Annotated in this window: 12 protein-coding genes and 1 riboswitch; of the genes, 4 read left to right on the forward strand and 8 right to left on the reverse strand. The window is 68.5% G+C overall.

Annotated features, from left to right (window positions below; all coding sequences use genetic code 11):
• Positions 1–48: 48 nt before the first annotated feature.
• The 3 genes from lysX (at position 49) to ABZS29_RS07390 (ending at position 5256) form a co-directional block, all read left to right on the forward strand.
• Positions 49–3405: a bifunctional lysylphosphatidylglycerol synthetase/lysine--tRNA ligase LysX gene (lysX, locus tag ABZS29_RS07380; protein ID WP_355459411.1), complete on the forward strand. Its 3357-nt coding sequence runs from the start codon at positions 49–51 to the stop codon at positions 3403–3405.
• Positions 3406–3485: 80 nt separating this feature from the next.
• Positions 3486–4391 (forward strand): hypothetical protein, encoded by a 906-nt coding sequence (locus ABZS29_RS07385; protein WP_355459413.1) that lies wholly within the window; start codon positions 3486–3488, stop codon positions 4389–4391.
• Between the two features lie 34 nt (positions 4392–4425).
• Positions 4426–5256 (forward strand): alpha/beta hydrolase, encoded by an 831-nt coding sequence (locus tag ABZS29_RS07390; protein ID WP_355459415.1) that lies wholly within the window; start codon positions 4426–4428, stop codon positions 5254–5256.
• Positions 5257–5258: 2 nt separating this feature from the next.
• Here the strand turns inward: ABZS29_RS07390 and ABZS29_RS07395 are convergent, their stop codons facing one another.
• The 5 genes from ABZS29_RS07395 to ABZS29_RS07415 form a co-directional block, all read right to left on the reverse strand.
• A complete protein-coding gene (locus ABZS29_RS07395; RefSeq protein WP_355459417.1) occupies positions 5259–5690 on the reverse strand; it encodes a PIN domain-containing protein in 432 nt (143 codons plus the stop codon).
• Between the two features lie 2 nt (positions 5691–5692).
• Complete coding sequence (locus ABZS29_RS07400; protein ID WP_355459419.1) at positions 5693–5926, reverse strand: CopG family transcriptional regulator; 234 nt, start codon at positions 5924–5926, stop codon at positions 5693–5695.
• Positions 5927–5951: 25 nt separating this feature from the next.
• Entirely contained in the window at positions 5952–6803 is an 852-nt protein-coding gene (locus ABZS29_RS07405; protein WP_355459421.1) for a DUF3592 domain-containing protein, read from the reverse strand.
• A gap of 1 nt (position 6804) precedes the next feature.
• Positions 6805–8178 (reverse strand): L-serine ammonia-lyase, encoded by a 1374-nt coding sequence (locus tag ABZS29_RS07410; protein ID WP_355459423.1) that lies wholly within the window; start codon positions 8176–8178, stop codon positions 6805–6807.
• 77 nt (positions 8179–8255) lie between these two features.
• A riboswitch (glycine riboswitch) is annotated at positions 8256–8350 on the reverse strand.
• Between the two features lie 147 nt (positions 8351–8497).
• Entirely contained in the window at positions 8498–8860 is a 363-nt protein-coding gene (locus ABZS29_RS07415) for a DUF3817 domain-containing protein (RefSeq protein ID WP_355459425.1), read from the reverse strand.
• Between the two features lie 98 nt (positions 8861–8958).
• On the opposite strand from ABZS29_RS07415, the gene ABZS29_RS07420 reads away from it, so the two are divergent.
• On the forward strand, positions 8959–10380 hold the full coding sequence (locus tag ABZS29_RS07420; protein ID WP_355459427.1) for an alpha/beta fold hydrolase: 1422 nt from the start codon (positions 8959–8961) through the stop codon (positions 10378–10380).
• A gap of 3 nt (positions 10381–10383) precedes the next feature.
• Here the strand turns inward: ABZS29_RS07420 and ABZS29_RS07425 are convergent, their stop codons facing one another.
• The 3 genes from ABZS29_RS07425 to ABZS29_RS07435 all read right to left on the reverse strand — a co-directional run bounded on the left by ABZS29_RS07425 (position 10384) and on the right by ABZS29_RS07435 (position 12966).
• Positions 10384–10611, reverse strand: coding sequence for a hypothetical protein (locus ABZS29_RS07425; RefSeq protein WP_355459429.1), 228 nt, complete (start codon positions 10609–10611; stop codon positions 10384–10386).
• A 164-nt stretch (positions 10612–10775) separates the two neighbouring features.
• Positions 10776–12203 (reverse strand): aminopeptidase P family protein, encoded by a 1428-nt coding sequence (locus tag ABZS29_RS07430; RefSeq protein WP_355459431.1) that lies wholly within the window; start codon positions 12201–12203, stop codon positions 10776–10778.
• 40 nt (positions 12204–12243) lie between these two features.
• On the reverse strand, positions 12244–12966 hold the full coding sequence (locus ABZS29_RS07435; RefSeq protein ID WP_355459433.1) for a GntR family transcriptional regulator: 723 nt from the start codon (positions 12964–12966) through the stop codon (positions 12244–12246).
• Between the last annotated feature and the right edge of the window lie 10 nt (positions 12967–12976).

A 12976-nucleotide genomic window follows, 5' to 3' on the forward strand; every position in this document is an offset into this window, starting at 1 on the left:
GAGCTAGCACGACCGAAAGTTCGGCCCCGGGAGTGGGATGATCGCAGCGTGCGGTCTGAACAGTCGAAGGTGATTCCGGCGTGGCAGCACCGCGCTGCGGTGTGGGTCGGGCGGGTCGTCGTGCTCGCGTCGATCTGGTCGTTCCTTGCAATTGTGTTGCATTTGTTCGCCCCGGCCTATGTGAGACGGGTCGACCAGGCGTTCGACTTCTTCGGGATCCCGGCCGGGCACACGTTCTTCCCGGCCGTTTATCTCGCCGTCGTCGGCAGTGCGCTACTGCGCGGGAAACGCGCCGCGTTGCTCTGGGTGCTGTGGGTGTTCGAAGGGTTGTGGCTGCTCGGCCTGATCGCGTTCGTCGCGTTCAGTACGGTCAAGCTGACCAACCCGGAGTCGGACTGGATCGACGATCTGGACCGGATCACGATCAAGGATCTCGAGTTCGGCATCCTGCAGGTCGTCGTGGTGAGCGCGCTGATCGTGCTGCTGTGGAAGATCCGCGGCGCGTTTCCGGCCCGGCTGGCGCCGGGCAGCCGGCGGCTCGCGATCGGCGCGCTGATCACCGGCATGCTGATCTCGGTCGCGGTCAGCGTCACGCTGACCCAGATCTTCCCGAACACACTGAGCGGGCAGCGGCAGAAGATCGGCTGGGCGGTGGTGGCCGCGTTCGGTCAGCAGCACAGCAAGCTCGCCGGTCACCAGGGGCACGGGTGGGTCGGGCTGGTGGTCAGCGCGATCTCGGCCGCGTCGCTGGTGCTCGCGTTCGCGATCTTCCTGCGATCGGCCCGCCGGGTCCGCTACCTGACCCAGCCGGAGGAGCTCGGCGTACGCCGGTTGCTGCTCGAGAGCGGTGAGCGCGATTCCCTCGGGTACTTCGCGACTCGCCGGGACAAGGCGGTCATCTTCTCGGCGGCCGGCGACTCGGCGATCGCCTATCGGGTGGTCAACGGGGTCAGCCTGGCCAGTGGTGATCCCCTCGGTGATCCCGCGGCCTGGCCCGGTGCGATCGAGGCCTGGACCGAGGAAGCCCGGCTGTACGGCTGGTCCCCGGCGGTCGTGTCGGCCAGCGAAGAAGCGGCCCGCGCGTACGTCGACGCCGGGTTGCGGGCGCTGGCCATGGGTGACGAGGCGATCATCGACGTCGCCGACTTCAGTCTCGAAGGCCGCACGATGCGGCCGGTCCGGCAGGCGGTGACGCGGGCCCAGCGGGCCGGCTACCGCGCCGAGGTGGTTCGGCACGGCGACCTGTCCCCGGAGGCTCTCGCGCAGTACGTCGAGCTGGCCGAGAAGTGGCGCGGCGGCCAGACCGAGCGTGGTTTCTCGATGGCGCTGGGCCGGCTCGGCGATCCGGCCGACGCGCGCTGCGTGATGGTGATCGCGCGGGACGCCGACGGCGAGGTCCGCGGTCTGCTGTCGTTCGTGCCCTGGGGTGTACGCGGAGTCTCGCTCGACCTGATGCGTCGCGATCCGGAGTCCGTGAACGGGCTGATGGAGTTCATGGTCACCTCCCTGGTGGAGGCGTGCGGTGACCTCGGTCTGCACCGGATCTCGTTGAACTTCGCGATGTTCCGCGAGATCTTCAGTGACGCCGAGCGGGTGGGCGCGGGCCCGGTGCTGCGGCTCACGAACGCACTGCTCACCGCCGCTTCCCGCTTCTGGCAGCTGGAGAGCCTCTACCAGTCCAACGAGAAATACCTGCCCCGTTGGTCGCCGCGACTGATCTGCTACGCCCGCGGCGTCTCGCTGGCCCGGCTGCTGCTGGCCGCCGGGACCGCCGAAGGCTTCCTCCCCGCGCCCCGGCCGTGGACCCGGGTCGACCAGGCCACCAGCAGTGAACGGCACGCGATTCAGGCCGGCGACGGTGAGCGGTTCGCCGCGACCGTGCGTGAGCAGGAGGAAACCCTGCTCCGGCCGACTCTTCCGGAGCGCAAACTCACCGAGCAGGAGCAGATCCGCCGTACCAAGCTGGTCGGACTTGTTGCTGCCGGCATCGATCCGTACCCGGTGTCGGTGCTGCGGACCGAGACGATCGAGCGGATCCGCGAGCTGCACCAGAACCTGCCGCCCGATCACCACACCGGCCACACGGTCTCCGTCACCGGCCGCGTACTGCGGATGCGGAACCACGGCGGTCTGTCGTTCGCGCAGATCCAGGACGGCCTGGTCCAGCTGCAGGTGATGCTGTCCGCCGATGCGTGCAGCGATGCGGCGCTCGACCACTGGCGACGACTCGTCGACATCGGCGACCACGTCAGCGTGACCGGCGAGGTCGTGACGAGCAAGCGCGGCGAGCTGTCGGTCGCGGCGACCGAGTGGATGATGGCGGCCAAGTGCCTGCATCCGTTGCCGGACAAGCAGAAGGGGTTCACCGACCCCGAGGCCCGGGTGCGGCAGCGACACATCGACCTGGTGATGAACCCCGACTCGCTGCGGATGATGCAGCAGCGCAGCGCCGCCGTCCGCGCGATGCGGAACGGCTTCGAGAACCGCGGGTTCATCGAGGTCGAGACGCCGATGCTGCAGGCGGTGCACGGCGGCGCCAACGCGCGGCCGTTCCAGACCCATATCAACGCCTACGACACCGACCTGTTCCTGCGGATCGCGCCGGAGCTGTTCCTGAAGCGGCTCAGCGTCGGCGGGCTCGGCAAGATCTTCGAGCTGAACCGAAACTTCCGCAACGAGGGCGCGGACGCGACCCACAACCCGGAGTTCACCTCGGTCGAGGCCTACCAGCCGTACGCCGACTACCACGTGATGCGCGAGCTGACCCGGGAGCTGCTGATCGAGGCCGCGACCGCGGTCTTCGGCAAACCGGTCGTGCAACGGCCGGACGGCGAGATCGACATCTCCGGCGACTGGCCGGTCATCACCGTGCACGACGCGGTGGCCCGGGCGACCGGCGTACCGGTGTCTGCGGATACGTCCGTGGAGACGTTGCGGGAGCTGTGCGTCAAGCACGGGGTGCACACGACGTTCGAGCTGAGCGCCGGCGAGCTGGTGCTGGAGCTGTACGACGAGCTCGTCGAGCCGCACACGACGCTGCCGACGTTCTACACCGACTTCCCGCTGGAGACGTCGCCGCTGACCCGGACGCACCGGACCGAGCCGCGGCTCGCCGAGCGCTGGGACCTGGTTGCCTTCGGCGCCGAGATCGGTACGGCGTACTCCGAGCTCGTCGACCCGGTCGAGCAGCGGCGGCGGCTCACCGAGCAGTCGCTGAAGGCCGCGGCCGGCGATCCCGAGGCGATGTCGCTGGACGAGGACTTCCTCAGCGCGCTCGAGTACGCGATGCCGCCGACGGGTGGACTGGGCATCGGCGTCGACCGGGTGATGATGATGCTGACCGGCCAGAACATCCGCGCCACGCTCGCGTTCCCGTTCGTCCGCCCGGCCTCGCGCGATTCTTAACGTTGCACCGGGTCGTCCCCGGTGGGTCGGCCCCGTAGCCTGGAGCAGGGCGCGGGGCTGGGCTTACTGGGGCGGGGTTGATGAGGCAGGTTGCGGTAGTTGGGGCGCTGCTGTGCGTCACGGCGGGATGCGCGGGACCGCTGGTCGACGGTGGAACACCACCGACGCCCGTCGGTGGCTCGTCGGCCGTCGTTTCGTCAGTGCCCCAAGGGACGCTGGGGCAGGCGGCGTACCAAGGTGAGTTGAGCAAGGCGGAGAAGTCGCTGGCGCCGAGTCTGCGAGCGCTGGCCGGCGCACAGACCGCCGAGGGCCTCGCGCAGGCGATGGGTGATGTGTCGAAAGCGCTGAACGCCGCCTCCGGGCGGCTCGCCGCGTTGACGGTCGAGGGGCGGCTGAGCGCCGTACACCAGTTGCTGCAGGACCGGATCGGGGTGGCGGCGTACAAGCTGTCCGATCCGGAGCAGGCCGAGCTCGACGCGCGCTGCGGTGGCGGGCCCTACACCTCACAGAAGGTCCAACGACAGTTGCGGGCCGACCTCGCGCCGGCGCTCGTGGCGTTGACGAAGCTCAAGCTCGCCTTCGGCGGGAGGCTGCCGAACCCGGGCAAGGCACCCAAGCTGGTCCGCCCGGAGAACGCCGAGACCCTGGTACGGCGAGGGCCGGCCGGAACCGGACGGTTGTCGATCACGAACGGTACGGCGAAGGATGTCGTGATCTCGGTCGTCACCGACGGGAAGCCGCCGCGGGAACCGCATGTGATGACGTACATCCGGGCCGGCAAGGCGGCCGCGATCACCCGGATCGGCGGGGCCTACCACCTGTACTACAAGAGCGGTGCGGACTGGAACACCGAGCGACGGGCCTTCGCGACGGGGTGCTCGTTCCTGAAGTTCGACCAGGCGTTCGGGCCGGACAAGTCGTGGAAGATCGACCTGCGCCCGAGCGTGACCGGCAACGCGTCGACCAGTGAGGTCGAAGCTTACTGAGGCTATGTGACATTGGTTGTGTCACGATGGGCACATGAGTGCAACCGCGAGCGTGACCGTGGCCGGTGTCCCCGGAGTCGAGGTCGCCTACACCCGCCAAGGCTCCGGCGAACCGCTGGTGCTGCTGCACGGCATCGGTCACCACTGGCAGGCGTTCGACCCGGTCCTGGACCAGCTCGCCGAGCACCACGACGTGATCGCGCTCGACTTCCCCGGCTTCGGCGCGTCCCCCGACGTTCCCGTCGGCGTACCGGACGAACTCGACAGCCTGGCTCACACCGTCGACGCGCTCTGCAAGTCACTCAACCTCGACCACCCGCATGTCGCCGGCAACTCCCTCGGCGGCCTGGTCTCCCTGCGCCTCGGCCAACTCGGCCTGGCCCGCTCGGTCACCGCACTCTCCCCGGCCGGCTTCTGGTCACCCCGCGAGAACCGCTGGGCCATCAGCCTGCTCACCAACCTCCGCCGCGTCGCCCGCCGTACGCCGGAAGCCACGGTCCACCGCCTGTCCCGCACCCCCGCCGGCCGCCGCGTCCTGACCGGCACCATCTACCACCGCCCCGCCCTCCGCTCCCCCGAAGCCGTCGTCGCCGAGTCCCGCGCCCTCCGCGACTGCGTCGCCTTCGACCGCGTCGCCGCCCACGCCCGCCGCGGCACCACCTTCGAAGGCGACGTCCCCGACGTACCGGTCACCATCGCCTGGGGCACCCACGACCGCATCCTCTTGCCCGTCCAAGCCGCCCGAGCCCACCTCCAACTCCCCCAGGCCCGGATGATCCCCCTCCTGAACGCCGGCCACGTCCCCATGAACGACGCCCCCGACCTGGTCACCCGAACCATCCTGCAAACGACCGCGAAGAGCTGACTTCAGAGGTCGTCGGGCAACAGCCGAAACGCCTTGTGCGGAGTGAGCGGCCGGACCGCACGAAAGTCGCGTCGGTCGAGCGTCAGGATGCTGTCGGTCCGGTAGTCGGCGGCCAGGCAGACAGTGACTGCATCGGCAAGATCGAGATCCAGATCGGCGTACCGATCGATCACATCCAATGCCGTCGCCAGCGTCTCGGCTCCGACATCCGGGATGTGAAAGCGCAGCTTCGCCACTTGGTCCTGGAGCAGGTTCAAGATCGTCGTCCGAGCCTCGCGCCCCAGCCGCGCCCGGGACAGATGATCGACCTCGGCCAGCACCAGCGGCGACAAGATGACCGTCCCTGCCTCTTGCAGCAGTCGTCGGCACAGAGAAGCTTCCGGAGCATTGCGGTCGAATGCCGCGATGATGCCGGAGGTGTCGGCGAGCAGCATCATCAGGCGGTACGCCGGACTACTTCCGCACGGATGTCAGCCTTCGTGACCGGCTCACCGCTGCCTTCGAAGGTCGGCCAGTCGAGCGGCTCGTCCCACACCCGATTCGCCATCGCCGCCAGGTGAATACCCTCGCGAATGATCTCGGCCTCCGAAATACCCCGCCGACGTGCTGCTTCCTTGATCAACGCCAGATCCTCGGAATCGGCGTAGACGTTGGTGCGCTTCATCGACATGTACCAACCCTAACACACGTACCTGTTACGTACTCCTCCAGAGCAGTACGGCGGCGGTGGTGATGGCGGCGAGGCCGAAGGCTAGGGGCCAGGTGGTGTAGCGGGTGGTTTTGCGGCGGTCCTCGCGGTCGTAGTCGAGGTCGAGGGTGTAGACCGTGGGGTCGGTGCGGGCGTAGTGGAGGGTGAACTCGCGGCCGAGGGATTGGCCTGGGTTCGGGAAGTGGTCGAGGGGCTGGACGAGGACGGCGCGGGCGTCGGTGGTGGTGAAGGCGACGACGGGGGCGTGGTTGATGATCTCGCTGCCTTCGCCGTCTGTGTGGACGTCGGTGGTGACCGCGACGACCCGGGCCGGTACGGCGACCGCGTCGGCGAGGAGGTTGCCGCGGATGCGGGCGAAGTGGGCGTCGCGACCGAAGAGGCCGATCAGGATCGCGAGAACGCCGGTGCCGACGATGGCCCATTCGTAGCCCCAGGCGATGCCTGCGTGGATGACCAGGCCGACCAGCAGGATGACGAGCATGAGCAGCGGAAAACCGCGGCCGTCGCGATCGGAGTCGTCGAGAGCGATCCGGAACTTCTCCGGCCGGCCCTTCGGATAGTGGACGGCGACCTCGCGACCGATCCACGCCGCCCGGAGCGGAAAACCGTGTTTGCCGCCGGTGTTGGACAGTCTGAGCTCGCGGCCGGACCCGGGGTCGCGGAAGGCGACGGTGACCGGGATGCCGCCGTCCTTGCTGTCACCGTGCCCGGGTGACTCCAGGTCGACGATCCGGCCATTCACCCACTGGGCTCGCTGTGCCCGCGTCACTCCCGCGAACGACAGCAGATACCCGACCACCGCCAGTCCACCCGGCAGCACCCACCAGTAACGCAGCACGTCAGCATTCGATCACGTTGACGGCCAGGCCGCCACGAGAAGTTTCCTTGTACTTGATCTTCATGTCGGCGCCGGTCTCGCGCATCGTCTTGATCACCTTGTCGAGCGTGACCACGTGCACGCCGTCGCCGTGCATCGCCATCCGGGCCGCGTTGATCGCCTTCACCGCGGCCATCGCGTTCCGCTCGATACAAGGGATCTGCACCAAGCCGCCGACCGGGTCGCAGGTGAGGCCGAGGTTGTGCTCCATCGCGATCTCGGCCGCGTTCTCGACCTGTTCCGGCGTACCGCCGAGCAGTTCGCACAGACCGGCCGCCGCCATCGAGCAGGCCGAACCGACCTCGCCCTGGCAGCCGACCTCGGCACCGGAGATCGACGCGTTCTCCTTGTACAGAACGCCGATCGCCCCGGCCACCAGCAGGAACCGAACACAACCATCGTCGGTTGCCCCCGGCACGAACCGCCGGTAGTAGTGCAGTACGGCGGGAATGATGCCCGCGGCACCATTCGTCGGGGCGGTGACGATCCGGCCACCGGACGCGTTCTGCTCGTTGACCGCGAGGGCGAACAGGTTGACCCAGTCCATCACCTTCAGCGGATCGACCGACCACGGATCGCGGGTCAGCTTGGCGTGCAACGCGTGCGCGCGCCGGGGCACCTTCAGACCACCGGGCAGCACGCCCTCGGTCTCGCAGCCCTCCTTGACGCAGTCCTGCATCACCTGCCAGATCTTCTGCAGGCCGGAGTGGATCTCCTCCTCGGTCCGCCAGGCCAGCTCGTTGGCGAGCATCACCTCGCCGATCGACAGCCCGGACTCTCGGCAGCGGTCGAGCAGCTCGGCGCCGCTCAGGAACGGGTACTTCAGCTCCGTGCTGTCCGGCACGATCCGGTCGCCGGCGGCCGCGTTCTCGTCGACCACGAACCCGCCGCCGACCGAGTAGTACGTCCGCTCCCGCAGTACGGCGCCGTCCGCGTCGCGCGCCACGAACGTCATCCCGTTCGGGTGGTACGGCAGCGCCTTGCGGCGATGCATGATCAGGTCGGTGTTCTCGTCGAACCGGATCTCGTGGGTGCCGGCCAGCCGCAGCCGGCCGAGCTCGCGGATCGTCTCGACCCGGGCGTCCACCGAGTGCGTCGCGACAGTCTCCGGGTCTTCACCCTGGAGCCCGAGCAGCACCGCCTTGTTGCTGCCGTGGCCGTGCCCGGTCGCACCGAGCGAGCCGAACAGCTGCGACTCGACCCGGGCGGTCGCGGTCAGCAGACCCGCGTCGCGGAGGCCGAGGACGAACGTGCGGGCCGCTCGCATCGGGCCCACGGTGTGTGAGCTCGACGGGCCGATCCCGATACTGAACAGGTCGAAGACACTGATCGCCATGACGGAGGTCCCTTCCGGTCGACGTTGACCGATTGGTGTCCTCCCCGCTCTGTCAGGCTGTTGCCTTTCAGAGGTGCCTCGCCCGTACGGTGAAGGTGCCTGAGAGATTCTTGGGGAGAGTTGCTCCTACGGCGCCCGGCTCAGGTGGCCGGGTCTCTCCCGCACGGGTTCATGCGGCTGTTGAGTTAGCTTCCGGACGCGACGGTACGGCGGCCTGCTGGCTGCCGTCAATCCGGCCGGTGCGCAGGTCGGGAGGGGCGGGCTGGCGCCGTAGCGAGCAGGTGCCCGGTGCGGTAGCTCGGTGCGCGGGGGCGGAGGGTTAGATGCGGAGCATCTTGCCCTTTGCACCCGTGCGGCGAGGTGCCGTGCCGGGTGCCGCGCAGTAGGCGTCAGGCCGTCCCTCCCGACCTCTAGCCCAGATCTCGAAGAACCAAGTGAACAGCGGCGGAACACTGGCGGCCAGCGCGGCCAGGGTGACCGGCCACGACCAGCGCAGCGGGCCGCGGACGAGCAGCACGGTCACGACGTACACGACGAAGATGCCGCCGTGGATCGGGCCGAAGATCTTCACGCCGAGCTCGTTGTCGGACAGCACGTACTTGAACAGCATGCCGATCAACAGGCCGGTCCACGAGATCGCTTCAGCGATCGCCACCGTCCGGAACCACCGTGAGTGTGTCATCGCCGCCGACCCTAACAAGTCCCCCAAGCCCACGCCGGGGTGGTCTAAGGGGCTGTCCCCGATGTGGTGAGCAAGCGGTTGCCGACAGGATCGGCAAGATGACGAACTTCAAATTACTGCACAGGACCGCCGCGTGGGGTGCGGTCCTGACAGTCACGGCGGCCGGCCTCGCCACCGTGCCGGCCGCGGCCGCCGCACCGACAGTGCACTGGACCGCTTGCAAGGCCGAAGGCAAGGACGACCCCGAGGAGGTCAAGGGCTCGGAGTGCGCCGTACTCCAGCTCCCCATCGACTGGCGAAACCCGAGCGGCCCGACCTTCGGCCTCGAGATCGCCCGTCGGACGGCCAAACAGCAGCGCGTCGGCGTCCTCATGTTCGGTCCCGGCGGACCGGGCGACTCGGGCGTCGACCGGATCAAGACCGGGATGGATCGCTTCAGTCCCGAGCTGCAGAACCGCTTCGACATCGTGAGCTTCGATCCGCGTGGCATCGCCCGCAGCAACCCCGTCAAGTGCACCAGCAGCCTGTACGCCGCGATGCCGTCACCGCTCGTCCGCGACCAAGCCGAGTTCGACGCGCTGATCGACTACAACCGCCGCCTCGCGGCCGACTGCCGTCAACACACCGGCCCGCTCTACGACCACGTCGACACGTGGCAGACCGTCCGCGACGTCGATGCGATCCGCCGTGCACTGGGCGAGCAGACGATCACCTTCCACGGCAGCTCGTACGGCACGCCCCTCGGAGCGCAGTACGCCGAGACCTACCCGAACCGAGTCCGCGCCGTGGTCTTGGAAAGCGTCCTCGACCACAGCCTCGCGACGCCGCGCCAGTTCCTCGATCCGCAGGCCGTGTCCGTCCAGGACTCGTTCGACGAGTTCGTCAGCTGGTGCGACCGGACGACCACGTGCGCCCTGCACGGCCAAGACGTTCGCGCCCGCTGGGCCGAGCTTCGCAGCACAGCGGACAACCCGTTCATGGCATCGTTCGCGGTCTTCCGGATGCTCTACGCCCCGCAGTGGAACGCACTGGCGACCACCCTGCAGAAGGGTGTCATCCCCACGCCGCCACCGCCGACCACCGAGCTCGTCGCCAACACGCTCGTCCCGTTCTGCCAGGACTGGAATCTGCGCGTCGGCTCCTATCGCGAGTACGCCGCTCTCCTCGACCGGCTGGCCCGCAACAACCCGGACATGCCGTACCCGGGTCAGTTCATGGCGATCTCGCTCTGTCTGGGCGCGCCGCCTGCCAACAATCCTCAGCACCGGCTCGACGTCGACAACCTTCGGACGCCGATCCTGCTCTCCAACGCCCGCCACGACCCGGCCACGGCGTACACGATGGCGCAGAACGTGCAGCGCCAGCTGGGTCGCGACGGCGTCTTGCTCACCTACGACGGCTGGGGTCATGGCAGCTACAACAAGAGCCCATGCATGACCACGACCATTGACCGCTACCTCGTCGACCGCAAGGTTCCCCAGCGCGGTACGTCGTGTGCCGCCGTACCGCCGACGGGCTGACGCTCAGACGGCGATGCCGTGGATCTCGAGAACGCGGTACAAGTGGTCGCCGCGCCGAGTGCGATCGGACAGCGCGATCAGCTCGGCGCACGCGGCCTCGAGGGCCTGCGCGTGACTGCGGCAGTGATCGGCGTACCAGAAAGGGTTGTCAGGCTGAGGATCGTCGACATCATCGATATCGGCGTACCAGTGCCGGTCCCCGTAATGCACCACCCTGACATGCAGATTCATCATCACTCCCCAAGTGATCCCCCGGTGTCGGAATTCGGCCGGCGCGTGACCGCGGCCCCCCACTGTCACGCGCCGGGCCGAGTTCGACCCTCCCCGACGACTACATCGTGTTGCCGCCGGAATGTGTTACTAGACGTCACCAATAATTTTAAGTGATCGTATGACTACTTTCCGTGCAAGTGTTTCTGGGTCCACTTTTCGAGGCCGTCGGTGTCGATCGGCAGCGCCTCGGTGAGGATCTCCAGCCGGTCCGCATGCACGACCACGTTGTCCTCGATCCGGATGCCGATCCCGCGCAGTTCCGGCGGCACGGTCTCGTCGTTCGGGTGGAAGTACAGCCCAGGCTCGACCGCCAGCGCCATCCCGGCCTCGATCTCACCAGCGAAGTACGTCTCCGGCCGGGCCGCGTCACAGTCGTGCACGTCGAGCCCGATGTAGTGCCCAGTGCCACAGACGATGAACCGCCGGTGCTGCTGACCATCCGGCCCCAGCAACTCGTCCAGCGACACGTCGAGCAGACCCCAGTCCCGCAGCCCTTCGGCCAGTACGACCATCGCCGCATGCTGGAACGCCCGGTACGGCGCTCCTGCCTTCACAGCATCGAGAGCCGCCAGCTGAGCCTTGTGTACGAGGTCGTGAACCTGCCGCTGTGCTGCCGTGTACTCGCCGGTGGCTGGGAACGTGCGGGTCACGTCTGCCGTGTAGAGCGTGCGCGTCTCGACTCCGGCGTCGAGCAGGATCACGTCACCCTCGTTCACCGCACCGTCGTTGCGGACCCAGTGCAGCACCGGCGCATGCTTGCCAGCGGCAACGATCGACGCGTAGCCGACACCGTTGCCCGCCGTCCGGGCGCGTCGGTCGAAGGTGCCCTGCAGCCAGCGCTCACCACCGCCGCGGATCGCCTCGGGCAACTCGCGCGCGACATCCTGGAACGCGAGCACGCTCGCGTCGACCGCATCCCGCAACTGGTCGAGCTCCCAGTCGTCCTTGATCCGGCGCAGCTCCGAGATGGCCTGCCGCAACGCGTTCCCGTCGTACGGCGAGGTCCGGACCAGCGCGTCGAGCATCGGATCGACGCCAGGCACCGACAGCATGGCCGGCACCGCGCCGCGGAGCGCGGACGGCAGCTCCTCGATCGGACGGCAGGCGATCTGCAGCGCCTCGGACCAGTCCTTCAGGCCCGGCACCGGGCCGATCCACAACTCACCGTCGCGCGCGTTCGCGAAGAAGTCCGCCTCCTCCGGCCCGGCCGCCTCTCGCAGGTACAAGGTGGCGTCGCCGTCGGCCGACAGCACCAGTACGGCGCCCTCCGCCTGACAACCGGTCAGCCAGACGAAGTCGCTGTCGGCGCGGAAGTCGTAGTCGGTGTCGTTGGAGCGGACCGGCGCGTGGCCGGCACCCAGCGCGATCCGGCGGCCCGGCAGCGCCGCGGTCAGTTTGCGCCGATGCTCGGCAGCCGCTTCGGCCAGCCCGGCGGGCACGCTGACGGACCGGTCGACCGGCCCCCAGCCGCGCGCTATGGACTCGCGGAAACCTGCTGCGTCGATGGGGCGATACGACTTGGGCGTCTGGTCGGTCCGCTCGTCACTCATACCCTCATCAACTCAGGTCGCGCCGGGGCCGCGCAACCCCTTATCGGGCCCGGAAAGCCTCGAGGATCGCGATCTCGGATTCGAGCAGATACTGGTGCAGGTTCGCCGCGGCATCGTCGTACCGGCGGGCCTCGAGCAACTCCAGCAAAGCGCGGTTCCGGGCGATGTACGGCTCGTGCAGTTCCCGCGGTGTCGCGATCACATGGAAGAGGAGTCGCAGCTCCGCGAGCAGCCGGCCGGTCATCGCGTCCATCCGGGCACTGTCGGCCAGGCCGATCAGGTGCTGATGGAACCGCATGTTCGCCGTACCGACGGCCGGCCAGCGGTCCGCGCGCGCCGCGGCCTCGGCCGCCTCGACGTCGTCGTGCAGCGGTTCGAGCCGGGCGTCCGGCAGTTCGGGGTCGCGCTCGGCGAGACCGCGCACCACGTCGACCTCGAGCACGCGGCGCAGCCGGTACAGGTCGACCACGTCGGCTTCGTCGAGCTCCGGGACGAAGACACCGCGGTGCAATTTGTAGATCAGCAGACCCTCGTGGGTCAGCAGCCGGAACGCCTCGCGCAGCGTGTTGCGGCTGACCTCCAGCACCTCGGTGAGTTCGACCTCGGACAGCTGGGCACCGGGCGGCAGGGCGCCTTCGGTGATACTGCGGCGCAGGATGTCGGCGGCCCGCTCGGCGGAGCTACTGCGGTCGAGCCGCGCGACATCCGCCGCGACCGTCCGCAACCACGCCTGCCGGCTCCCGTCGGCCTCACCCGTGCTCATGGCAGGCATC

Origin of the sequence: Kribbella sp. NPDC005582 (assembly GCF_040605415.1) — a bacterium.
In the GTDB taxonomy this organism is placed as follows: Bacteria; Actinomycetota; Actinomycetes; order Propionibacteriales; family Kribbellaceae; genus Kribbella.

Excerpts from the sequence above, each read along its gene's own strand:
- ABZS29_RS07430 (WP_355459431.1), bottom strand. The coding sequence starts at position 12,203 with ATGAGTGACGAGCGGACCGACCAGACGCCCAAGTCGTATCGCCCCATC.
- ABZS29_RS07420 (WP_355459427.1), top strand. The coding sequence starts at position 8,959 with ATGACGAACTTCAAATTACTGCACAGGACCGCCGCGTGGGGTGCGGTC.
- ABZS29_RS07435 (WP_355459433.1), bottom strand. The coding sequence starts at position 12,966 with ATGAGCACGGGTGAGGCCGACGGGAGCCGGCAGGCGTGGTTGCGGACG.
- ABZS29_RS07415 (WP_355459425.1), bottom strand. The coding sequence starts at position 8,860 with ATGACACACTCACGGTGGTTCCGGACGGTGGCGATCGCTGAAGCGATC.
- ABZS29_RS07385 (WP_355459413.1), top strand. The coding sequence starts at position 3,486 with ATGAGGCAGGTTGCGGTAGTTGGGGCGCTGCTGTGCGTCACGGCGGGA.
- ABZS29_RS07425 (WP_355459429.1), bottom strand. The coding sequence starts at position 10,611 with ATGAATCTGCATGTCAGGGTGGTGCATTACGGGGACCGGCACTGGTAC.
- ABZS29_RS07410 (WP_355459423.1), bottom strand. The coding sequence starts at position 8,178 with ATGGCGATCAGTGTCTTCGACCTGTTCAGTATCGGGATCGGCCCGTCG.
- ABZS29_RS07390 (WP_355459415.1), top strand. The coding sequence starts at position 4,426 with ATGAGTGCAACCGCGAGCGTGACCGTGGCCGGTGTCCCCGGAGTCGAG.
- ABZS29_RS07400 (WP_355459419.1), bottom strand. The coding sequence starts at position 5,926 with ATGTCGATGAAGCGCACCAACGTCTACGCCGATTCCGAGGATCTGGCG.
- ABZS29_RS07395 (WP_355459417.1), bottom strand. The coding sequence starts at position 5,690 with ATGCTGCTCGCCGACACCTCCGGCATCATCGCGGCATTCGACCGCAAT.